This window comes from Vibrio hepatarius (genome assembly GCF_011806575.1).
Taxonomy (GTDB): domain Bacteria; phylum Pseudomonadota; class Gammaproteobacteria; order Enterobacterales; family Vibrionaceae; genus Vibrio; species Vibrio hepatarius_A.
On record NZ_JAATOO010000041.1, the window covers coordinates 1 to 21,272 of the forward strand.

At 46.8% G+C, this 21,272-nt stretch carries 22 protein-coding genes; 9 read left to right on the forward strand and 13 right to left on the reverse strand.

Going from position 1 to position 21,272, the window contains the following annotated elements; genetic code table 11:
- Window positions 1–801 precede the first annotated feature (801 nt).
- Entirely contained in the window at window positions 802–2,124 is a 1,323-nt protein-coding gene (locus tag HCZ42_RS20570; RefSeq protein WP_167422563.1) for a cation:proton antiporter, read from the reverse strand.
- A gap of 170 nt (window positions 2,125–2,294) precedes the next feature.
- On the opposite strand from HCZ42_RS20570, the gene metH reads away from it, so the two are divergent.
- Window positions 2,295–5,975: a methionine synthase gene (gene metH, locus HCZ42_RS20575; RefSeq protein WP_167422564.1), complete on the forward strand. Its 3,681-nt coding sequence runs from the start codon at window positions 2,295–2,297 to the stop codon at window positions 5,973–5,975.
- 61 nt (window positions 5,976–6,036) lie between these two features.
- On the opposite strand, the gene mgtE is transcribed toward metH, so the two are convergent.
- The 12 genes from mgtE to HCZ42_RS20635 all read right to left on the reverse strand — a co-directional run bounded on the left by mgtE (window position 6,037) and on the right by HCZ42_RS20635 (window position 15,208).
- A complete protein-coding gene (gene mgtE, locus HCZ42_RS20580) occupies window positions 6,037–7,392 on the reverse strand; it encodes a magnesium transporter (RefSeq protein WP_167422565.1) in 1,356 nt (451 codons plus the stop codon).
- Between the two features lie 105 nt (window positions 7,393–7,497).
- On the reverse strand, window positions 7,498–7,776 hold the full coding sequence (locus HCZ42_RS20585) for an HPr family phosphocarrier protein (protein WP_167422566.1): 279 nt from the start codon (window positions 7,774–7,776) through the stop codon (window positions 7,498–7,500).
- Window positions 7,777–7,780: 4 nt separating this feature from the next.
- Window positions 7,781–8,650, reverse strand: a complete 870-nt coding sequence (gene rapZ, locus HCZ42_RS20590) for an RNase adapter RapZ (RefSeq protein ID WP_167422567.1) — start codon at window positions 8,648–8,650, stop codon at window positions 7,781–7,783.
- Window positions 8,650–9,096 (reverse strand): PTS IIA-like nitrogen regulatory protein PtsN, encoded by a 447-nt coding sequence (gene ptsN, locus HCZ42_RS20595; protein ID WP_167422568.1) that lies wholly within the window; start codon window positions 9,094–9,096, stop codon window positions 8,650–8,652. Before ptsN ends, rapZ begins: the two co-directional genes overlap by 1 nt.
- A gap of 4 nt (window positions 9,097–9,100) precedes the next feature.
- A complete protein-coding gene (gene hpf / locus HCZ42_RS20600; protein ID WP_167422569.1) occupies window positions 9,101–9,391 on the reverse strand; it encodes a ribosome hibernation promoting factor in 291 nt (96 codons plus the stop codon).
- Window positions 9,392–9,416: 25 nt separating this feature from the next.
- Window positions 9,417–10,877, reverse strand: a complete 1,461-nt coding sequence (locus HCZ42_RS20605; protein WP_167422570.1) for an RNA polymerase factor sigma-54 — start codon at window positions 10,875–10,877, stop codon at window positions 9,417–9,419.
- A gap of 51 nt (window positions 10,878–10,928) precedes the next feature.
- On the reverse strand, window positions 10,929–11,654 hold the full coding sequence (gene lptB / locus HCZ42_RS20610; protein ID WP_053408830.1) for an LPS export ABC transporter ATP-binding protein: 726 nt from the start codon (window positions 11,652–11,654) through the stop codon (window positions 10,929–10,931).
- A 2-nt stretch (window positions 11,655–11,656) separates the two neighbouring features.
- Window positions 11,657–12,154, reverse strand: coding sequence for a lipopolysaccharide transport periplasmic protein LptA (gene lptA, locus HCZ42_RS20615; protein ID WP_167422571.1), 498 nt, complete (start codon window positions 12,152–12,154; stop codon window positions 11,657–11,659).
- Window positions 12,135–12,698, reverse strand: coding sequence for an LPS export ABC transporter periplasmic protein LptC (lptC, locus tag HCZ42_RS20620; protein ID WP_167422572.1), 564 nt, complete (start codon window positions 12,696–12,698; stop codon window positions 12,135–12,137). Before lptC ends, lptA begins: the two co-directional genes overlap by 20 nt.
- Window positions 12,695–13,252 carry a 3-deoxy-manno-octulosonate-8-phosphatase KdsC gene (gene kdsC, locus HCZ42_RS20625; RefSeq protein ID WP_167422573.1) on the reverse strand — a complete coding sequence of 186 codons (558 nt, stop codon included), beginning with the start codon at window positions 13,250–13,252 and terminating at the stop codon, window positions 12,695–12,697. Before kdsC ends, lptC begins: the two co-directional genes overlap by 4 nt.
- Entirely contained in the window at window positions 13,252–14,217 is a 966-nt protein-coding gene (locus HCZ42_RS20630) for a KpsF/GutQ family sugar-phosphate isomerase (protein WP_167422574.1), read from the reverse strand. Before HCZ42_RS20630 ends, kdsC begins: the two co-directional genes overlap by 1 nt.
- Before the next feature lie 19 nt (window positions 14,218–14,236).
- Window positions 14,237–15,208 carry a calcium/sodium antiporter gene (locus HCZ42_RS20635; RefSeq protein WP_167422575.1) on the reverse strand — a complete coding sequence of 324 codons (972 nt, stop codon included), beginning with the start codon at window positions 15,206–15,208 and terminating at the stop codon, window positions 14,237–14,239.
- A 242-nt stretch (window positions 15,209–15,450) separates the two neighbouring features.
- Here HCZ42_RS20635 and mlaF point away from each other — a divergent pair, with 242 nt between their 5' ends.
- The 8 genes from mlaF (at window position 15,451) to HCZ42_RS20675 (ending at window position 20,862) form a co-directional block, all read left to right on the forward strand.
- Window positions 15,451–16,248: a phospholipid ABC transporter ATP-binding protein MlaF gene (gene mlaF / locus HCZ42_RS20640; protein WP_167422576.1), complete on the forward strand. Its 798-nt coding sequence runs from the start codon at window positions 15,451–15,453 to the stop codon at window positions 16,246–16,248.
- Window positions 16,248–17,036, forward strand: a complete 789-nt coding sequence (gene mlaE, locus HCZ42_RS20645; protein ID WP_439849010.1) for a lipid asymmetry maintenance ABC transporter permease subunit MlaE — start codon at window positions 16,248–16,250, stop codon at window positions 17,034–17,036. Before mlaF ends, mlaE begins: the two co-directional genes overlap by 1 nt.
- 2 nt (window positions 17,037–17,038) lie before the next feature.
- Entirely contained in the window at window positions 17,039–17,521 is a 483-nt protein-coding gene (gene mlaD / locus HCZ42_RS20650) for an outer membrane lipid asymmetry maintenance protein MlaD (RefSeq protein ID WP_167422578.1), read from the forward strand.
- A gap of 9 nt (window positions 17,522–17,530) precedes the next feature.
- Entirely contained in the window at window positions 17,531–18,172 is a 642-nt protein-coding gene (mlaC, locus tag HCZ42_RS20655; protein WP_167422579.1) for a phospholipid-binding protein MlaC, read from the forward strand.
- Entirely contained in the window at window positions 18,169–18,477 is a 309-nt protein-coding gene (locus HCZ42_RS20660) for an STAS domain-containing protein (RefSeq protein ID WP_167422580.1), read from the forward strand. Before mlaC ends, HCZ42_RS20660 begins: the two co-directional genes overlap by 4 nt.
- Before the next feature lie 13 nt (window positions 18,478–18,490).
- On the forward strand, window positions 18,491–18,745 hold the full coding sequence (gene ibaG / locus HCZ42_RS20665) for a BolA family iron metabolism protein IbaG (RefSeq protein ID WP_167422581.1): 255 nt from the start codon (window positions 18,491–18,493) through the stop codon (window positions 18,743–18,745).
- 9 nt (window positions 18,746–18,754) lie between these two features.
- Window positions 18,755–20,014, forward strand: coding sequence for a UDP-N-acetylglucosamine 1-carboxyvinyltransferase (murA, locus tag HCZ42_RS20670; RefSeq protein WP_167422582.1), 1,260 nt, complete (start codon window positions 18,755–18,757; stop codon window positions 20,012–20,014).
- A 119-nt stretch (window positions 20,015–20,133) separates the two neighbouring features.
- Entirely contained in the window at window positions 20,134–20,862 is a 729-nt protein-coding gene (locus tag HCZ42_RS20675) for a 1-acylglycerol-3-phosphate O-acyltransferase (protein WP_167422583.1), read from the forward strand.
- The last annotated feature ends 410 nt before the right edge of the window (window positions 20,863–21,272 follow it).

A 21,272-nucleotide genomic window follows, 5' to 3' on the forward strand; every position in this document is an offset into this window, starting at 1 on the left:
TAGTTCAGTTGGTTAGAATACCGGCCTGTCACGCCGGGGGTCGCGGGTTCGAGTCCCGTCCGCTCCGCCACTTATTTCAGACCTCAGCAGAAATGCTGAGGTCTTTTCGTTTCTATCAGGTTATTTTGGTCTTCGACCAACGAGTCCCGGTTGTCCGCAACTCCGGCCGTCCGCCATTTATTCAGACAAAGCCCTAGCAGAGATGCTAGGACTTTTTCGTATATGCAAAGAAATTTGCTCTCCAACCCATGAGTCCAATTGAGACTAAGCCTAGTCACTTGCCACCTCTTTCGAAATCCAGTCGTAGGACTGGCTTTCTTTTGTTTCTAACGATCAGAATTCTCTCCATTTCCTATTGTCGAGAAACAATCTAGTCCTCGAACAAGTCACCTTCTCGCTACTTATTTATAAAACCTAGTCAAATGGCGGGCTTTCTTCTTTTTGCTCATTTCTAATGTCTATTTTAAGAGATGCTCAACCCTTTCGATTTGAGCTTGCTGAGCCAGCCAATCCAATTCCATTCAATGCATTGATCACTGTCTTTCTTACCGCTTAGCAAGGCGTATTTTGTACAAAACGAGTCAATGTAAAGGGAAGTTTGTTTCTGATTTCTTTGGGATAGCGACTTAGAAATGCTCAATGTTCTAATGGGTATTGAGTCTATGCTGGAGTTTCTCTAGCGCTCCTAACCTCAACTCTATTTAGCTGATTAGCTGCGATGGACAATCGATGCTAGCTGGGTACTAGATACAAAAAAGCCCGGTAGAATTTACCGGGCTTGGTGAAAGTACTGGCGAAAAGCTAGTTAGACTGTTCTTGCAATTGTTCTTTCTCTTTCTTGTCGCGGTTCATTTCTCGTTCGGCTAGTTTTGCCTTTTCAATCATTGGTGTAATCGTTGAGCCTTGGACAAGAATCGAGAAAACCACCACGGCATAGGTCATAACTAGAACGATCTCTTTTACATCGATCAGTTTATCTTGAACAACCCAAATACCAGATGGAATGGATAGCGCCATTGCTAACGCGAGACCACCACGTAGTCCGCCCCAAGTGAGGATTCTGACTGACCAAGGGTTGTATTGACGGTAACGCTTAAAACCGATGTAAGAGAAGAACACACTCAAGTAGCGAGATGCTAAAACCAACGGGACAGCGAAAGCCATCAAAATCCAGTCTTCTTGGTGGAATTCGAATAGTAGCATCGACATACCAATCAATAGGAACAGCACGCCATTAAGGAATTCATCAACCAATTCCCAGAAGTGATCCAAGTGGTCTTCACTCTCTTTAGAAAAGCCGATAAAGCGGGTCCAGTTACCAATCATAATCCCCGAGACCACCATTGCTAATGGACCTGATACGTGAATCACTTCCGCAAATGCATAACCTGCGGTTGGTATCCCAATAGTCAGCAATAACTCCATTGAGTGGTCGTCGGTGGCACTGATTAAATAGTGGAATAACAGACCTAAGGCAAAGCCGTAGACGATGCCGCCAATCGCTTCCTGGATAAACAATAGAGTCACACTACCAACAGTAGGAGCTTCGCTGCCAAACGCAATGGTAAATAGAGTAACGAAGATAACCAAGCCGAAACCATCGTTGAACAGTGACTCACCTTCAATCTGAGTAGAGATACGCTTTGGAGCATCTAGCTTTTTGACGATAGCGAGAACGGCAATGGGGTCGGTTGGCGAAATGAGCGCGCCGAAGAGTAGGCAGTAGACGAGGTTAAATGGGATGTTGAGTAACTGACAGAAACCATAGAGAGCAAAACCGATAAAGAAGGTGGAGAAGAGTGTCGCACCTAATGCCAACACGGTAATTTCCCATTTCTGATCTTTTAAGTTTGGCAACTTAATTCCAAGACCACCAGCAAACAACAAGAAACCTAAGATACCTTTTAACAAAAAATCTTCGAAGTTAATGCTCGACATTGTCTTCGAAGCAATTTCTGTAAGGTGGAACCAGTCGTTTTGACCCGCAATAAGGATGAGTAACGACAACACCATTGAGCCAGCGGTAATGGCGATGGTAGTCTGCATTTTTCCTATCTTGCTATTTATAAAAGCAATCATCATTGCTGCAGCGGATAGAAAACAGAGCGTGTAATAGACCGACATAAATATCTCTGTATGTAACAAATTATGAATGAGGATTTTGGTCCTAGCGTGCTTAAATAGCAAACACTTTTTTGTATTGTGTGAGTGATAAATTAAGTTGTTTTAGACGTCTATACTTCTTTTTGTTCTGTGATAGGATGGAGCAATTAGTAAAGGAATGAGGCTGTACAGTGGGAAGTAATGTGAGACAACAAATTGAAGCCCAATTAAAGCAACGTATCTTGTTGATTGATGGTGGTATGGGCACCATGATCCAAGGATACAAATTGGAAGAGCAGGATTACCGAGGTGAGCGCTTTGCTGATTGGCATTGCGATCTAAAGGGTAATAACGACTTGTTGGTTCTGAGTCAGCCTCAGTTAATCAAGGAAACTCATTCAGAATATCTCGAAGCAGGCGCTGACATTCTGGAAACCAATACCTTCAATGCGACAACGATCGCGATGGCTGACTACGATATGGAAAGCCTGAGCGAAGAAATCAACTTTGCTGCGGCTAAACTAGCTCGTGAAGTGGCTGATGAGTGGACGGCGAAAACACCAGATAAGCCACGTTATGTTGCCGGTGTTTTAGGCCCGACCAACCGTACCTGTTCTATCTCGCCGGACGTTAATGACCCTGGCTATCGAAATGTGAGCTTTGACCAGCTCGTCGAAGCGTATTCTGAGTCGACTCGCGCGCTGATCAAAGGTGGCTCAGATCTTATCCTGATTGAAACCATTTTCGATACCTTGAACGCAAAAGCGTGTGCGTTTGCCGTTGATACCGTATTTGAAGAGCTTGGCATCAAGCTTCCTGTGATGATCTCGGGTACCATCACAGATGCGTCGGGTCGTACGCTTTCTGGTCAAACGACAGAAGCGTTTTATAACTCATTACGTCACGTTCAACCGCTTTCGTTTGGTTTGAACTGTGCGTTAGGTCCGGATGAGTTGCGTCCATACGTTGAAGAGCTCTCTCGTATCTCTGAGTCTTTTGTTTCAACTCACCCTAATGCAGGCTTACCAAATGCGTTTGGTGAGTACGATCTGTCTCCTGAAGATATGGCTGAGCACGTCAAAGAGTGGGCAGAGAGTGGTTTCTTAAACCTGATAGGTGGCTGCTGTGGTACAACGCCAGAGCACATCCGTCAAATGGCGAGTGCGGTTGAAGGGGTTAAGCCTCGTCAATTACCGGAACTCAATGTCGCTTGTCGTCTATCCGGTCTAGAGCCTCTGACCATCGAAAAGGAAACGCTGTTTATTAACGTTGGTGAGCGAACTAACGTAACTGGTTCTGCACGCTTCAAACGCCTTATCAAAGAAGAGCAGTATGACGAAGCATTGGAAGTCGCTCGTCAGCAAGTTGAAAACGGCGCTCAAATTATCGATATCAACATGGATGAAGGCATGTTGGATGCAGAAGCGTGTATGGTGCGTTTCTTAAACCTGTGTGCGTCTGAGCCAGAGATCTCTCGTGTGCCTATCATGGTCGATTCTTCAAAGTGGGAAGTCATCGAAGCGGGCTTGAAGTGCATTCAAGGCAAGGGCATCGTTAACTCGATCTCGCTGAAAGAAGGCAAAGAGAAGTTTGTAGAACAGGCAAAACTGATCCGTCGCTACGGCGCAGCCGTGATCGTGATGGCGTTTGACGAAGTCGGTCAGGCGGAAACCCGTGCGCGTAAGCTAGAGATCTGTACTAAGGCTTATCGTATCCTCGTCGACGAGGTAGGTTTCCCGCCAGAAGATATCATTTTTGACCCGAACATCTTTGCTGTTGCGACTGGTATTGAAGAGCACAACAACTACGCGGTGGACTTTATTGAAGCAGTGGCGGATATCAAGCGAGACTTGCCACACGCGATGATCTCTGGTGGTGTTTCTAACGTATCGTTCTCATTCCGAGGTAATAACTATGTGCGTGAGGCGATTCACGCGGTATTCCTCTACCACTGTTTTAAAAACGGTATGGATATGGGGATCGTCAATGCTGGTCAGCTGGAAATCTACGACAACGTGCCCGACAAGCTACGTGAAGCGGTAGAAGATGTGGTACTTAACCGCCGTGATGATGGCACAGAGCGTTTACTAGATATTGCGGCAGAGTATGCAGGCAAGGGTGTTGGCAAGGAAGAAGATGCCTCTGCGTTAGAGTGGCGTACTTGGCCAGTAGAAAAGCGTTTGGAACACGCTTTGGTGAAAGGTATTACCGAGTTCATCGTCGCAGACACCGAAGAGGCGCGAATCAATGCATCGAAGCCGCTGGAAGTGATCGAAGGTCCATTGATGGACGGCATGAACGTGGTGGGTGACTTGTTTGGTGAAGGAAAGATGTTCCTACCACAGGTGGTGAAATCAGCCCGCGTGATGAAACAAGCCGTTGCTCATTTGGAGCCTTACATCAATGCCGAGAAACAAGTTGGTAGTACCAACGGTAAGATCCTTCTTGCGACGGTGAAAGGAGACGTTCACGATATCGGTAAGAACATCGTAGGCGTGGTTCTGCAGTGTAATAACTATGAGATCATTGACCTTGGCGTGATGGTGCCGTGTGAGCAAATCCTGAAAGTCGCGAAAGAAGAGAATGTCGACATTATCGGCCTTTCAGGTTTGATTACTCCTTCACTGGATGAAATGGTCCACGTTGCGAAAGAGATGGAACGTCTGGATTTCGATTTGCCGCTTCTGATTGGTGGTGCCACGACATCTAAAGCACATACTGCGGTTAAGATTGAACAGAACTACAAACACCCGGTGGTGTATGTGAACAACGCTTCACGTGCTGTAGGTGTGTGTACGTCATTGCTATCTGACGAGCGTCGTCCTGCGTTTGTCGAGAAGTTAGCCGAAGACTATGAGCGTGTTCGTGATCAGCACAACCGCAAGAAGCCGCGTACCAAGCCAGTGACTTTGGAAGAAGCGCGAGCCAATAAAGTCGCGATTGATTGGAATGCTTACACGCCACCTGTTCCGGCAAAACCGGGTGTACATGTGTTTGATGATTTCGACATTGCTACCTTGCGCAAGTACATCGACTGGACACCATTCTTTATGACTTGGTCACTTGTTGGTAAGTACCCAACGATCTTTAAGCATGAAGAGGTGGGTGAAGAAGCGCAGCGCTTGTTTAAGGATGCAAACGAGCTGCTTGACCGTGTAGAGCGTGAAGGTTTGATGCAAGCCCGCGGTATGTGTGCGCTGTTCCCAGCAGCGAGCGTGGGTGACGATATTGAAGTGTATACCGACGAGTCACGCACCGAAGTGGCGAAAGTATTGTGTAACCTGCGTCAGCAAACTCAGAAACCAAAAGGTTTCAACTACTGTCTGTCAGATTATATTGCGCCAAAAGCGTCTGGTAAGAAAGACTGGATTGGTGCGTTCGCCGTAACGGGTGGTATCAACGAACGTGAGTTGGCGGATGAGTACAAAGCACAAGGTGACGATTACAACGCAATCATGATCCAAGCGGTGGCGGATCGTTTAGCGGAAGCATTTGCCGAATACCTCCATGAGCGTGTTCGTAAAGAAATCTGGGGTTATGCGCCAGATGAGAATCTGTCAAACGAAGAACTGATTCGTGAGAAATACCAAGGTATCCGTCCTGCTCCAGGCTACCCTGCGTGTCCGGAACATACCGAAAAAGGGCCGCTTTGGGAGCTGATGAAGGTGGAAGAAACCATTGGTATGACTTTAACGTCAAGCTATGCGATGTTCCCTGGCGCGTCGGTTTCGGGTTGGTACTTCTCGCATCCTGATTCTCGTTACTTTGCGATCGCTCAGATCCAGCAAGATCAAGTAGAGAGTTACGCCGAGCGTAAAGGTTGGAACATGCTTGAAGCTGAAAAATGGCTAGGGCCAAACATTAACGGCTAACGCCAGAAAGTAAAAAGCGCAGCTCTCGGGCTGCGCTTTTTTGTATCCAGAACTGGCTAAGTTAGATAAGAATTGTCGCCAAACCTAGAAACACCGATAAGCCAATGACGTCAGTCACGGTTGTCAGTGCCATACCGCCTGCCAAAGCTGGGTCGATATTCATCTTTTTCAGTAAGATTGGGATGGTGACCCCGGCGATCCCCGCAACCAGCAGGTTAGTCAGCATTGCGGCGGAAATAATACCACCGAGCATCCAGTTGCCTTTCCAAGCGACAACAATCCCACCGATAATTAACGCCCATAAAATGCCGTTCAATAAGCCGATCGAAGCTTCTTTAAGTAGCAGTTCTCGTTTGTTCGAGTCACCGATATGGCCAAGTGCCAGACCACGGATCACCAGTGCTACGGTTTGGTTACCAGCAACACCACCCATCGATGGAACGATCGTCATTAAGACTGCAATTGCCGCCATTTGGTCGAGCGTGGCTTCGAACATATTCGATACCGAGGCCGCTGCAAGTGCTGCGAGTACGTTTGCCCCTAACCAGATGCTACGCTTTCTTGCTGATTTAACTACAGGCGCGAAGGTATCTTCGTCGTCATCCATACCTGCCATACTCATCATCGAGTGTTCGGCGTCTTCACGGATAACGTCAACAACGTCATCGATAGTAATACGGCCTACAAGGTGCTGGTTCTCGTCGATAACCGGTGCGGATACCCAATTGCGTCGTTCGAACAGACTGGCAACATCAGAGTCACTCATAGTGACTTCGATGGCTTCGTCGGCGTCTTCCATTACCTCTGCGACTTTGATATCAGGCTGAGTCGTGATCAGTGCGATGATTGGTAATTCACCGATTAGGCGATTTTCTTCATCGATCACGTACAATGCATCGGTCGCTTCAGGCAGTTCGCCTTTCATGCGTAAGTATCGTAGAACCACGTCAACATCCACATCGCCACGAATGGTGACGACGTCAGTGTTCATGATACTACCCGCGGTATCCTCTGGATAAGCCAACGCGGTTTCTACGCGTAATCGCTCCGAGGTATCCATTTGCGAGAGAACTTCTCGGGATACGTCATCGGGTAGGCTACGTAAAACGTAAGCGACGTCGTCGGTATCCATGCCTTCCGTTGCTTCTGCAAGCATTTCCGGAGGCATCTTCGATACCAATGCGTCTTTTACGTCTTCGTTTAGTTCATCAAGAATTTCACCGTAATCTTCAGGGTCGGTGAGTTGCCATAGAACGTCACGGCTTTTACGTGGCGAGGCTTCTAATAGATGGGCAATATCTTCTGGCTCCATGTCCTGTAGCTGACGACGGACATGGACAAAACGGCCATTTTCTAGAGCTTCTGTGACTTCTTGGAGGGCTTGGTGAGCTTGGTCGAATTCAATTTGCTCGGCCATTGGTTCCCCCTGACTCTATGTGGTTACAATTGTTGGAATAGTAACTTAAATTTAGATGTAATTTAATAAGTTAATATGACGCTAGATGAATTAGTGACAACTTTACTAATCGTCTTCTTCAAACTTATCTTCAATCAGATGACAAACCGCATCTAGGGCAGGTGACGCATCGCTTCCTTCTGCGCTGATCGTGACGTGTTCACCTTGTGCAGACTCAAGCATCAAAAGCCCCATTACGCTGTCAGCGGTGGCTTCTTTACCTTCATGGTTTTGAATGGTCAGCACAGCGTCAAACGATTGTGCCAGTTCGACCAGCTTTACAGCAGCACGAGCATGAAGCCCTAGGCGGTTTTGGATTAGGACTGTTCTACTCTGTTGCTGCATAGGCTTATTCCTTGTGGGTTTGTTCTAGGGTGTTGTGGCGTACTTGTACTTGGTGCCCTTGTTCAGCGAAATACTCGGCGATTTGCTGAGTTAGATACACCGAGCGGTGCTTACCACCAGTACAGCCAATCGCAACGGTCAAGTAACTGCGATTGTTTTTCTCGAGCATGGGAAGCCAGCGTTCGATAAACTGTTGGATTTCCTTTTTAAGCTCTAATACCTCTGGGTGATTTTCTAAAAAGGCGATAATCGGCGCATCAAGACCAGTTAAAGGTCGCAAAGCAGGTTCCCAGTGAGGGTTAGGTAAAAAGCGTACATCAAACACGTAATCAGCATCATTCGGTAGCCCGTACTTGAAACCAAATGATTGGAATACCATCACGAGGTCTTTTCGGCTGCGTCCTTCAACGCGCATGCGAACGGTTTCACTGAGTTCGTGCAATGACTGTGTAGTACTGTCGATCACCAAGTCAGCGTTTTCTTTGAGCGGCTCAAGGATCTTGAGTTCCTTGTCGATCGCTTGCTCTAGTGAAACTTTTTCTTCGCCCAGAGAAAGTGGGTGAATACGTCGGGTTTCGCTATAGCGTTTTAGCAGTGTGTCTTTCTTCGCACCTAAGAAGAATACGCTGACGTCGAGTTTCGGCGTGTTCTTTAGCTTATCCAGTGCGTTGTTCACTGAATCAGGCTCTTTAGGTAAGTTACGAATATCGATACTTACCGCAACGTTCTGCTTACTGGATTCTACGGATTTAACAAATGCATCCAGTAGGTCAAGCGGGAGGTTATCAACGCAGTAATACCCCAAATCCTCTAGTACTCGAAGCGCGACGCTTTTTCCTGCTCCAGATTGTCCGCTGACGACGATTAAACGCATTATTGGTTAACCATAATGTTGTACAGCTCTTGGTCTGACTGAGCATTGCGCAGCTGTTTCAAGACCTGTTTATCGTTGAGGCGTTCAGCCATGCTAGCGAGCGTTTTTAGGTGCTCCTTGCATTGGGCGTCTGGCACCAAAAGTGCGAATAGCAAATCAACCGGGCGGTTATCGATAGAGTCAAACTCTACCGGTGATTCACATTGGATCAGCACTGCGATTGCTTTGTCGCTCGATTGCATGCGGGCATGGGGTATGGCGATGCCATTACCGATACCGGTACTGCCCATTTTTTCGCGGCTGAGCATACACTCAAACAGTTCAGTGGAACTTTGTCCGGTTCGTTCAGCGACAAGTTCACTGATCATTTCCAGAGCACGCTTTTTACTAGTGCACTGGACTGCACTTTTCGTGCAGTCCAGTGAGAGGATTTCGCTTAATTGCATGGTATTAGTGGGTGTTGTGTAGTTTTTCTTTGTGCTTATTTAGCTGACGAACCAGCTTGTCGACAAGGGAATCAATAGCGGCATACATGCTCTCGTTATCGGCAGAAGCATGGATCTCACCTTGGTTTACGTGAAGGGTAGCTTCAGCGATTTGATTGAGTTTTTCAACTTTTAAGACCACATGAACATTGTTGATGTGATCGAAAAAACGCTCCAGCTTTTGAAACTTTTCGTTTACGTAGTCTTGCATTGAATCGGTTAGATCAACGTGGTGGCCATTAATATTGATTTGCATAGACTTTCCTTCTCGGTTTAAGGCCTTATAGCAGGCGTTTACGCTGACTAGAAGGGGCGATGCCTAATGATTCACGGTATTTAGCTATTGTTCGTCTAGCGACCTGAATCCCTTGGTCAGCGAGTAAAGCTGCAATTTTGCTGTCACTGAGTGGCTTAGCACTGTTTTCAGCAGCCACGAGCTTTTTGATCAGCGCGCGGATTGCAGTTGATGAACATTCTCCACCATTGTCAGTACTGACATGGCTAGAGAAGAAATACTTCAGTTCAAAAATGCCACGAGGGGTGTGCATAAACTTTTGCGTAGTCACCCTAGAGATAGTGGACTCATGCATATCGACATCTAATGCGACATCATTGAGCACCATTGGCTTCATGGCTTCTTCACCATACTCAAAGAAATCTCTTTGATGTTCAACAATACACTTGGCAACTTTGAGCAGCGTCTCGTTTCTACTTTCCAAACTCTTAATCAGCCATTTTGCTTCTTGCAAATTGCTGCGAATGTACTGGCTGTCGGCGCTGTTTCCTTTGCCCAAAGCGGCATATTGTTGGTTTACTTTAAGCTTAGGCACAGAATCTGGGTTGATAGTCACTACCCACTTACCATGATCTTTGTATACCGACACATCAGGAATCACATATTCCGCGTGCTCGGTGGATACACGGCTACCCGGGCGAGGGTCGAGTTGTTGTATCAGCTTCAGTACTTCGCGTAGCTCTGCTTCTTTAAGCTTAGTCTCTTTAATGATCAGTTTGTAATCGCGATTGCCCAATTGGTCGATGTGGTTAGTGAGGACTAACTTTGCTTCTTCCAACCACGGCGTATCTTCAGGATAAGTCACCAGTTGTAGCAACAAGCAGTCTTGAAGATTGATTGAAGCAACACCAAGTGGGTCAAATTGTTGGATGCGTTTACGTACGGCCTCAATTTCGTCGAGTTCGATCTCTTCGTTATCAAAGCTTTCTAGGATGTCTTGGAGAGAAACGGTTAAGTAGCCGTAATCGTCGATTGCGTCGATGAGCGTTAACGCGATGGTACGGTCTGTTTCGCTGAATGGAGTGAGGTCGAGTTGCCAAGCAAGGTAGTCGTGTAATGTTTGCGTTGTTTCACCTTGGTACACAGGAGTGTCGTCATCTAACGCAATGCCTGTACTGCCAGTGTTAGCGCTGTAAACATCTTCCCAAGTGGTATCGATTTCAAGTTCAGAGCTAATCTCAGATTTTTCAATCAGCTCTGAGCTATCTTGGGCGTCGGTTTCACTTGCTTCAAGCGCGGCCTCTTTCTCCTCATTCACAGGCTTGTCTTCCGTGGCGGACAGGTCTTCACCAGCTTCCTCGACATCCAAGAGCGGGTTTGAATCCAACGCTTCCTGAATCTCTTGTTGAAGATCTAGCGTTGACAACTGCAACAAACGAATCGCTTGCTGTAGCTGAGGTGTCATCGCTAACTGCTGTCCTAGCTTGAGTTGTAATGAGGGTTTCATTCAGTATTACGTGCCTTAAATGCTATAGAATCTTACCGTTCTTCACTTTAATCATAGACGGAATTGTTCGCCGAGATAAACTTGTTTTACTTGTTCATTATTGAGTACTTCGTCAGGAGAACCTTCTGCAATCAGGTGTCCTTGACTAACGATATACGCCTTTTCACACACGTCGAGTGTTTCACGTACGTTGTGGTCGGTGATCAGTACACCTAAGCCACGATCACGTAGGTGTTCAATAATCTTTTTGATGTCGATAACCGAAATCGGGTCAACACCGGCAAACGGTTCGTCCAACAAAATGAATTTGGGGTTAGCTGCCAATGCGCGAGCAATCTCTACGCGGCGGCGCTCACCACCTGATAGTGCCATACCTGCACTATGACGAATGTGCTGGATGTGGAATTCTTCAAGTAAATCTTCCAATTTGTCTTGGCGCTCTTCACGCGTCATTTCTTTGCGCGTTTCAAGTACAGACATGATGTTGTGTTCGACCGACAGCTTACGGAAGATAGACGCTTCCTGCGGCAAGTAACCTATCCCCATACGTGAGCGGCTGTGCATCGGAAGAATACTGATGTCTTCATCATCGATGTAAATCGCGCCTTCATCTCGAGCGACAAGGCCAACAATCATGTAGAAAGACGTGGTTTTACCCGCACCGTTAGGTCCAAGCAAACCGACAATCTGACCAGACTTCACTTGAAGGCTGACGTCAGAAACCACTTTTCTGTTTTTATAGCTCTTGGCTAAATGTTCTGCTTTTAATAGCGCCATAGTTATTCTTGGATTGCTTGAGGCTGAAGAATCGTCGTCACGCGATCGCCTTTTGATTTACTGTCGGCGATAAGCTTCTGCTGAGAAATTTTGTAGCGAATCTGGTTGCCTCGAATAGTACTGTCATCCTGAGAAAGCATCGCGTTCTTTTTCATCGTTAGCTGGTCTTGCGCAAGGCTGTATTGCAGCTCAATTGCTTCACCCGCCAGCGTTTTACCATCATCGGTAAGCTGAGAAAATGTCGCTGGGCTACCGTAGCCATCGATATTTTGAATCGCACCAGTTTTAGGGTCACGGGTAACGATAATCTTATCCGCATTGATGTTGATGCTGCCTTGCTTAAGCTTTACGTCACCTTCAAAGGTCACTTTGTTGCTTTGCATATCCAGCTGTTGGCTATCGGAATCAATGTAGACTGGTTGGTCTTGATCCGAAGATAGCGCCAAAGCTTGGCCGGATAGGAGTAAGCAAGAGATAAGGCTAAGGTGTAAGAGTTTCATATCTACCTTGTACGCTCTTGTAAAGGGTTGCGCTGTGATCGGCAAAGTTGCCTTTCATTGCTTGCCCTATGGTTTCAAATTGTGGGCCGTAAATAATCACTTGGTTATCGGCCCAAAAATCTCGGTTGTCTAAGCGGATGCTCATATCAAGAGTATTTAGCGTGTCGAAACCTGACTCTGGTAGTAGGTTTTTCACTACTACGTCTTCGGTCAGGGTGAGAACATGGTCTTTATTCAACACGCCCGTTTTGGCGGTGATTTCCCACTCTTGTATGCTGCCTGCTTTAAAAACTTTTAGTACTGGCTGGTTAAAGACAGTATCTCCGCTTTTAGCGTAATAATCTAAGCTTAGCGAAGTAATAACGTAGCTGCGAACCCCACTTTCGTCGTAAGACGTGTTGTTGAGGTGCTTGCCGCTAAACATTGGTTGTTCTAGGCTCGGACTCACCTGTGATGCTGATTGCTTGTCATTGGTCAGGTAATAGTAAGTTGACCAACATAAAGTAAAAGCAGCAAGCAGGTAGCCGATACGAGATAAACTCATATACTCAGTCCTTTATGGACATCCAATTCATCACGCGCTTGTAGAATCAAATCACACACTTCTCGAACTGCGCCATGACCACCTTTAATCGCGGTCACGTAATTGGCACGTTTCGCCAATAGCGGGTGACCGTCTGCCACGCAGACTTTCAGAGCTACTTTTTCCATCACTGGCCAGTCAATCAGATCATCACCAATGTAGCCCGTTTGTCCTGGAGAGATATTTAGCTTGTTACAAATGTCCTGGTAAGCTTTTACTTTGTCGTCCTGGCCTTGGTAAATCAGTGAGATACCCAATGCCTGCATGCGATTTTCGACGATTTGCGACTTACGACCAGTGATAATGGCGATCTCAATCCCCGCGTTCATCAGTGACTTTACACCGTAACCATCGCGGGTATGAAATGTTTTTAATTCTTCGCCGTTGTTTCCCATGTAAATACGGCCATCAGAAAATACGCCATCGACGTCGCAAATCAGCAGCTTAATACTTTTGGCAACGTCTAGAAGACTTGGTTCCACGGGTTGGTATAAGGTTTCAACCAATTCTGCCATTACATTACTCCCGCTTTAAGTAAGTCGTGCATATTAAGTGCGCCAACGACTTTACCGTCTTCACAAAGAACTAGACCGTTGATGCTCTTATTCTGCATCATGTTTAAGCCTTCTGCGGCTAACATGTTTGGATTAGCTGTGGTTGGGTTAACCGTCATGACATCGCCGATCACCGCCGTGTGGATGTCGATACGTTTATCTAGGATTCGGCGTAAATCACCGTCGGTAAAAATACCGACTAACTGCTGGTGGTCGTCAACTACCGCGGTCATGCCTAGGCCTTTCTGGCTGATTTCTAAGAGTGCATCACGTACCACAGTGGTTGGTGTCACCAAAGGCAGCGCGCTGCCAGTGTGCATAATGTCCGATAGTTTGAGCAGTAGCTTTCTGCCCAGAGCGCCCCCTGGATGCGACATTGCAAAGTCTTCAGCGGTAAATCCGCGCGCTTGGAGCAGAACCACAGCCAATGCGTCGCCCATTACTAAAGTCGCTGTAGTGCTCGAAGTTGGTGCTAAGCCTAGTGGGCAAGCCTCTTTGGGAACAGTGATTTGTAGGTGAACATCAGACCATTTTGCCATGTTTGATTCTGGCTTACCCGTCATGCTGATGATGCTGATGCCCAGACGCTTTAGCACAGGGAATAGGCCAAGAATTTCTGCTGATTCACCTGAGTTTGAGATCGCGAGAACGATATCACCCGGTGCAATCATACCGAGGTCGCCGTGTGACGCTTCGCCCGGATGAACAAAGAATGCTGATGTGCCTGTACTCGCCAATGATGCCGCAATCTTGTTACCGATATGACCTGATTTTCCCATCCCCATAACGACAACCTTGCCGTTTTTGTTTGCAAGGATGAGTTCACAAGCTTTGGCAAAGCTCTCGTCAAAATACTGGTCGAGCTGCTGTAGCGCTTCTATTTCTGTATTTAGGACTTCGAGAGCCGCAGAACGATAATCAAACATGTCAAACTCCAACTAGCGATTACGCTGTCATGTTAAGAATAAGGTAGCTTTGGTATCCGATAAAGCAGAGGAAGAGAACCGCACCTTCAACGCGGTTGATGCTGCGTGATTTACCTAAAGCCATCGCAACTAATAATAAAGAGACGCCTAGCATAACCCAGAAATCACGTCCCATCGCATATTCACTTAAAATTGACGGGTTTAAAATGCCTGGAATACCCATCACGGCGAGAATATTGAATACGTTTGAGCCGATGATATTACCTACCGCCATGTCGTCTTCACCTTTCATTACGCCTGCAAGAGACGCGGCCAGTTCAGGCAAGCTAGTGCCAACGGCGATGATGGTCAGACCGATCACTAGGTCACTCATACCAAAGTACTGAGCAATAATTACGGCGTTGTCGACCAACATATCTGCCGCAAGAGGCAATATGATAAGACCAATAATGACCCAGACCGCCGCTTTCATGTTGCTCACGCCGTCTGGAACTTCAGACTCTTGCTCTTCCAATAGAGGGTCGGGCTTGCCGCCGGACTTTTCTTTTTGGCTAATGCGCAGCATCGCGATGATGAAAGCAGCAAATAGCACAAACAGTAGGATACCTTCATAAAAGCCTAAATGACTGTCCCAAAGTAAGACACCGGCTAAAATAGTCACGCCAACCATTAGGGGAAGTTCACGGCGTAACACAGCAGAGCTAATCGATAGTGGCTTGATTAGCGCAGTAATCCCCAAGATTAACGCAATGTTAGCGATGTTTGAGCCCAGAACGTTACCGACCGCAGTATCGGTTTTACCGTCAAGTGCTGCGGTTGCCGATACCATCATTTCTGGCGCCGAAGAGCCCATTGCGAGGATAGTCATACCGATAACTAATGGTGAAATACCGACATTGCGAGCTAATGCTGCAGCGCCGAAAACCAGCTTGTCTGCACTCCAAACCAAAAATACTAATCCGATAACGAGAAACGCAACGGCTTCAAACATGACACATCCTAATTTAGACAATTGAAAGAATTTAACCGTCAATTTTGACGCTTTGGTCTATAAAAGGGAAGCGGTTGATCGAATAAATTGTTAACCAATGATGCGATTCAAATCTTTGTCTTATGGCTGAGTGAAATGAATTGAGCTTTATTTATATAATCACAATTAATCGAACAGTGCTTTAAATTCAAAATGAATCTGCTTATGATTGCCTATTCATAGAGAACGAATAAGAGTTTGCGATGACATCAGACGACCTAGTAACTGTCGAACAGTTAACGTTCTCCCGCGGGGAGCGCAAGATATTTGATAATATCAGCTTGCAGGTGCCCAAAGGAAAAGTAACCGCAATCATGGGGCCTTCAGGGATAGGCAAGACCACGTTATTGCGTTTAATTGGTGGGCAGATCGCTCCTGAATCGGGCAATATATGGTTTGATGGTAAAAATATCCCGGCACTAACCCGCAAACAACTCTACACTGAACGTAAAAAGATGAGCATGCTGTTCCAGTCGGGTGCGCTTTTTACAGACCTTAACGTTTTTGACAACGTCGCTTTTCCTCTTCGCGAACATACCCAATTAGACGAAACACTGATCCGCACGCTAGTGTTACTTAAATTAGAGGCGGTTGGCCTACGTGGTGCCGCTGAATTAATGCCGAGTGAACTCTCTGGTGGTATGGCACGCCGTGCCGCGCTTGCACGCGCTATCGCTCTCGATCCTGACTTAATCATGTATGACGAGCCGTTTGTAGGCCAAGACCCGATTACTATGGGTGTGCTGGTGGAGTTGATTCGTAACCTCAATCAAGCGCTGGGGGTAACGTCAGTTGTTGTTTCACACGACGTACCAGAAGTGATGAGCATTGCAGATTGGGTCTATATTTTGGCTGACGGTAAAGTGATCGCCTGCGGTTCTCCTGATGAGATTCGAAATAATCCTAACCCTCAGGTTCAACAATTTCTTAAAGGTAAAGCGGATGGTCCCGTTCCATTTAGATATCCAGCGAAGCCACTTGGCGCGGAGTTGTTTCAATGATGGCTGATATTGCAAATTTCGTCGCCGGGACCGGACGCCGCGCGTTGTCTGTGCTCGAATCTTTTGGTCGCGCCAGTCTGATGCTGTTTGGCGCCATCATTACGCGGCCGAAGCCGATACAAAACTTCCCACTGTTGGTTAAACAGCTCTATAGCGTGGGTGTGCAGTCGCTGATTATTATCGTTCTTTCGGGATTATTCATTGGCATGGTGCTCAGCCTGCAAGGCTATGTCATTCTGGTCGACTTTGGTGCGGAAGGCGCGTTGGGTCAAATGGTTGCGTTGTCATTATTGCGCGAACTTGGACCAGTAGTGACCGCATTGTTATTTGCTGGTCGCGCGGGCTCAGCGCTGACCGCAGAAATCGGTTTGATGAAAGCCACAGAACAACTTTCTAGTATGGAAATGATGGCGGTTGATCCACTCAAACGCGTTATTGCACCGCGTTTCTGGGCTGGAGTGATCTCAATGCCGTTGCTAGCAATGATCTTTATGGCCGTCGGCATCTGGGGCGGCCAGTTGGTCGGGGTGGATTGGAAAGGAATCGACCACGGTAGCTTCTGGGCCGCGATGCAGGCGTCTGTCGAATTAGGTCAAGATATCGGTAATAGCATGGTCAAAGCCTTGGTATTCGCTATCACGGTAACTTGGATTGCGTTATTTAATGGATACGATGCGACTCCGACATCGGCTGGTATTAGCCGAGCGACGACTCGCACTGTTGTACACTCTTCACTGGCAGTACTGGGTCTTGACTTTGTACTCACCGCACTGATGTTTGGGAACTAAGCATGCAACAAACAAGAAAAACAGAACTCTGGGTAGGTAGCTTTGTTCTTGCTGGAATTTGCGCAATTCTAGTAATGATTTTTCAAGTCGCTGACGTTAAGGGATTCGGCTCCAACGATACTTATACTCTAAAGGCAGAATTCGACAATATTGGCAGTCTTAAAGTTCGTTCACCGGTTAAGGTCGGTGGTGTTGTGATTGGCCGAGTGACTGAAATCGGTTTAGACACTGAGTCGCTATTGCCTGTTGTGACGATGTCAATCAACAGCAATTACAACCAGTTCCCAGAAACATCGAGCGTGAAGATCCTGACTTCTGGCTTGATAGGTGAACAATACATCGGGCTGACACCGGGTTTCATCTTTGAAGATGAGCAGATGCTGGTGGACGGTGACTTTATCGAAGACACCAAATCAGCAATGGTTTTAGAAGATTTGATCGGTCAAGTGCTGTATAGCGTTGGCGGCGACTCAGCGAGCGAATAGGCGGATAGGATGTTGAAAAAGTTAGTACTTACTCTTGTTTCAGTTATTTTCTCATTTCAGGTCATGGCTGCAGAAATAGATAAAACTCAGCCGTATGAAATGATGAAACAAGTGTCGGAAAAAGCGTTTAGCCGTTTGAAAGCAGAGCAGCCGAAGATTCAGCAAAACCCAGATTATCTGAAGGTTGTGGTTGAAGATGAACTGATGCCTTACGTCAACGATAAGTACGCGGCATTAAAGCTGCTGGGGACGAATCTCAAAGGCGCAAAGCGTGAAGACGTAGCCGAGTTTATCGAAGCGTTTCGTAGCTACTTGATCAGCTCTTATGCTCAAGTTTTGACTAAGTACAGTGACCAAGAAATCTTGTTTGGTCCTGAACCAAAACTGGACCCGTCGAAGTCGATTACAGGGATCAAAGTTGAAATTGTCGATTCACCGCGACCGAACATCAAGTTGGAATTTAAGTTGCGTAAGGATAAACGCTCTGGTGAGTGGGAAGCGTTTGACATGATTGCGGAAGGTGTAAGCCTGCTGTCAAGTAAGCAATCAGAGTGGAGCGGCAAACTGCGCCAAGACGGTATCTCAGCGGTAGCGAAAGACCTTAAAGAGCTAGCAGCGAAGCCAATCCAGTTTGAGAGCCCAGCGCAATGACAGACTCGCAATGGCAAAAGCAGTCAGACGATAGCTACCTGATCACCGGTTCGTTGAATCGCGATTCAGTGCCGCAAATATGGCAGGCAGTGCAACAGTGGCAACCTGAATCTTCACGCATCGAGGTGAATATGGAGCAGGTTAAACGTGTTGATTCTGCGGGTATGGTACTGTTAATTCATTTAATAGAGCATGCAAAAAAGCAAAACTGTCATATAATGCTCAGCTTCGTGCCAAAACAACTGAAAACGCTATTTCAGCTTAGTAATGTCGAAGAGTTTCTTGGCGGGCATTTAAAGAATTAAACAGGGGTGAATTGTGGACAGCGCAAAAGTACAACAGATTTTAGAACAAGAACTAAACCTAGAAGAGCTACACGTGAAAGGCGAAGGTAGCCACTACGAGGTGGTCGCTGTTGATGCTTGTTTCGAAGGAATGAGCCGCGTTAAGAAACAACAAATGATTTACGCTCCTCTGATGGATTACATCAAAAGAAATGACATTCATGCGCTATCAATCAAAGCTTACACTCCTGATGAGTGGGCTCGTGATAAGAAGTTGATGTCACTGTAAGGTTTATTAATGGAAAAGTTTCGAGTTACGGGTTCTTCAACCCCTTTAGTTGGTGAAGTTACCATTTCAGGTGCAAAAAACGCAGCACTACCGATTTTATTTGCGTCTATCTTGGCAGAAGAGCCAGTAGAAGTGGCGAACGTGCCACACCTTCGTGATATTGACACCACTATGGAGCTGCTTAAGCGCCTTGGTGCAAAAGTTGAGCGCAACGGTTCAGTCTATGTGGATGCGGGCAGCATCAACGAATACTGCGCGCCATACGACTTAGTGAAAACGATGCGTGCTTCGATCTGGGCTCTAGGTCCTCTAGTGGCTCGCTTTGGCCAAGGTCAAGTTTCTTTGCCAGGTGGCTGTGCTATCGGTGCTCGTCCAGTTGATTTACATATTCACGGCCTAGAACAGTTGGGTGCGACAATCACGTTGGAAGACGGTTACGTTAAAGCAAACGTCGACGGCCGTTTGAAAGGCGCACACATTGTGATGGACAAAGTGAGCGTAGGCGCAACGATTACGATCATGTGTGCTGCGACGCTTGCTGAAGGCAAAACAGTGCTGGATAACGCGGCGCGTGAACCAGAGATTGTCGATACAGCCGATTTCCTTAACAAGCTTGGCGCTAAGATCTCAGGTGCAGGTACAGATACGATCACGATTGAGGGCGTTGAACGTCTTGGTGGTGGTAAACACGCTGTCGTTGCTGACCGTATTGAAACCGGCACTTTCTTGGTTGCTGCTGCGGTATCAGGTGGTAAAGTGGTATGTCGCAATACCAGCGCACATTTACTGGAAGCGGTACTGGCTAAACTAGAAGAAGCGGGTGCTAAAGTGGAATCGGGTGAAGACTGGATCTCGCTTGATATGACGGATCGTGAGCTTAAGGCCGTGACCGTTCGAACAGCGCCACACCCAGGCTTCCCAACCGATATGCAAGCTCAGTTCACGCTATTGAACCTAATGGCGAAAGGTGGCGGTGTGATTACTGAAACCATCTTTGAGAACCGCTTTATGCACGTTCCTGAGCTGATGCGTATGGGCGCAAAAGCAGAAATCGAAGGCAACACCGTGATTTGTGGCGACTGTGACCACCTAAGCGGCGCACAAGTGATGGCGACAGACTTACGCGCTTCAGCGAGCCTAGTTATCGCTGGTTGTATTGCGCAAGGTGAGACTATTGTTGACCGCATTTACCACATCGACCGTGGTTACGATAAAATTGAAGATAAGCTAAGTACTTTAGGCGCGAAGATCGAACGTTTCCGCGACTAAAACTAGCCTTCAGCTAACATTTGTAAGCCGAAACGCAAGTTTCGGCTTTTTTATAAACATTAGATCAGTTAGAGTCATGACAAATAATTTTTGACTCACCGTGTTCTCGGAGAACAACAATGATTGCACTATTACGTGTACTAGCAGTTGCTGTGTTTGCAATTGTTATGTTTGTGTTTGGCTGTGGCTATTGCCTACTTAGCCCACGTAACCCTAAGCATGTTTTCACCTTTGGTCGCCTATTTGGCAAAATGTCTCGTGTATTTGGCATCAAATTAGAACTGCGTATTCCTGAAGATGCGTACAACCGTGGCCAGTTCGTTTATATCGCCAACCATCAGAACAGCTGGGATTTGTTTACGGTATCTTCTGCCGTTACGCCAAAAGTTGTTACAGTTGGTAAAAAGAGCCTAGCTTGGATGCCTTTGTTTGGGCAGTTGTATTGGCTGACAGGCAACATTCTTATTGACCGTGGTAATCGTTCTAAAGCAAAAGGCACGATTGATCAGGTGGTGGATAACCTAAAGCAAGGCGATGTGTCTGTATGGATGTTTCCTGAGGGAACACGTTCTCGTGGTCGTGGTTTAATGCCATTCAAAACGGGCGCGTTCCACGCAGCGATTGGTGCAGGACTTCCAGTCATTCCTATTGTATGTAGCTCTACTAGTGACGTTAAGCTCAATCGTTGGAACAATGGTCATGTGATAGTTGAAATGTTGCCACCTGTAAGCACAGAAGGCTATCGCAAAGAGCAGGTTCGTGAATTAGCAAACATCTGCCGCGATCAAATGAAAGCTAAGTTAGAAGAGTTGGATGCAGAAGTTAAGCAGCTAAATCAAGCTAAGTAGCGACAAAGCTAACGAATGATTTTTCTTGAAGAAGCGTGCGCAGGTCGCACGCTTTTTTTGTGCCTGTCACACGCGCCATATAAGCTATTTGGGATGCATGAAGGGCATTGCTAGGGGTAATGTGCTTATAAGTAAACTAGTGGCTTATAACGATGACAATAGCGAATGAAAGTAGGGCAGATACGAAAAAGCCTCATCGTGTGATGAGGCTTTCTCTAATATGGCTCCCCTGCGGGACTGAACGCGGGCGGCTGTTTCGGCTGAGGCATTTACTTGGAACAAGTAAGTCGCAGTTAAAACGAAAGAAGCCAAGTCTTTCGACTTGGCTTCTTAAATATGGCTCCCCCTGCGGGACTCGAACCTGCGACATACGGATTAACAGTCCGCCGTTCTACCAACTGAACTAAGGG

Excerpts from the sequence above, each read along its gene's own strand:
- HCZ42_RS20605 (WP_167422570.1), bottom strand. The coding sequence starts at position 10,877 with ATGAAACCCTCATTACAACTCAAGCTAGGACAGCAGTTAGCGATGACA.
- ptsN (WP_167422568.1), bottom strand. The coding sequence starts at position 9,096 with ATGCAATTAAGCGAAATCCTCTCACTGGACTGCACGAAAAGTGCAGTC.
- kdsC (WP_167422573.1), bottom strand. The coding sequence starts at position 13,252 with ATGGCAGAATTGGTTGAAACCTTATACCAACCCGTGGAACCAAGTCTT.
- murA (WP_167422582.1), top strand. The coding sequence starts at position 18,755 with ATGGAAAAGTTTCGAGTTACGGGTTCTTCAACCCCTTTAGTTGGTGAA.
- HCZ42_RS20675 (WP_167422583.1), top strand. The coding sequence starts at position 20,134 with ATGATTGCACTATTACGTGTACTAGCAGTTGCTGTGTTTGCAATTGTT.
- lptC (WP_167422572.1), bottom strand. The coding sequence starts at position 12,698 with ATGAGTTTATCTCGTATCGGCTACCTGCTTGCTGCTTTTACTTTATGT.
- HCZ42_RS20570 (WP_167422563.1), bottom strand. The coding sequence starts at position 2,124 with ATGTCGGTCTATTACACGCTCTGTTTTCTATCCGCTGCAGCAATGATG.
- mlaC (WP_167422579.1), top strand. The coding sequence starts at position 17,531 with ATGTTGAAAAAGTTAGTACTTACTCTTGTTTCAGTTATTTTCTCATTT.
- mlaF (WP_167422576.1), top strand. The coding sequence starts at position 15,451 with ATGACATCAGACGACCTAGTAACTGTCGAACAGTTAACGTTCTCCCGC.
- lptA (WP_167422571.1), bottom strand. The coding sequence starts at position 12,154 with ATGAAACTCTTACACCTTAGCCTTATCTCTTGCTTACTCCTATCCGGC.
- HCZ42_RS20630 (WP_167422574.1), bottom strand. The coding sequence starts at position 14,217 with ATGTTTGATTATCGTTCTGCGGCTCTCGAAGTCCTAAATACAGAAATA.
- HCZ42_RS20660 (WP_167422580.1), top strand. The coding sequence starts at position 18,169 with ATGACAGACTCGCAATGGCAAAAGCAGTCAGACGATAGCTACCTGATC.
- rapZ (WP_167422567.1), bottom strand. The coding sequence starts at position 8,650 with ATGCGTTTAATCGTCGTCAGCGGACAATCTGGAGCAGGAAAAAGCGTC.
- mlaD (WP_167422578.1), top strand. The coding sequence starts at position 17,039 with ATGCAACAAACAAGAAAAACAGAACTCTGGGTAGGTAGCTTTGTTCTT.
- HCZ42_RS20585 (WP_167422566.1), bottom strand. The coding sequence starts at position 7,776 with ATGCAGCAACAGAGTAGAACAGTCCTAATCCAAAACCGCCTAGGGCTT.
- lptB (WP_053408830.1), bottom strand. The coding sequence starts at position 11,654 with ATGGCGCTATTAAAAGCAGAACATTTAGCCAAGAGCTATAAAAACAGA.
- HCZ42_RS20635 (WP_167422575.1), bottom strand. The coding sequence starts at position 15,208 with ATGTTTGAAGCCGTTGCGTTTCTCGTTATCGGATTAGTATTTTTGGTT.
- mgtE (WP_167422565.1), bottom strand. The coding sequence starts at position 7,392 with ATGGCCGAGCAAATTGAATTCGACCAAGCTCACCAAGCCCTCCAAGAA.
- hpf (WP_167422569.1), bottom strand. The coding sequence starts at position 9,391 with ATGCAAATCAATATTAATGGCCACCACGTTGATCTAACCGATTCAATG.
- mlaE (WP_439849010.1), top strand. The coding sequence starts at position 16,248 with ATGGCTGATATTGCAAATTTCGTCGCCGGGACCGGACGCCGCGCGTTG.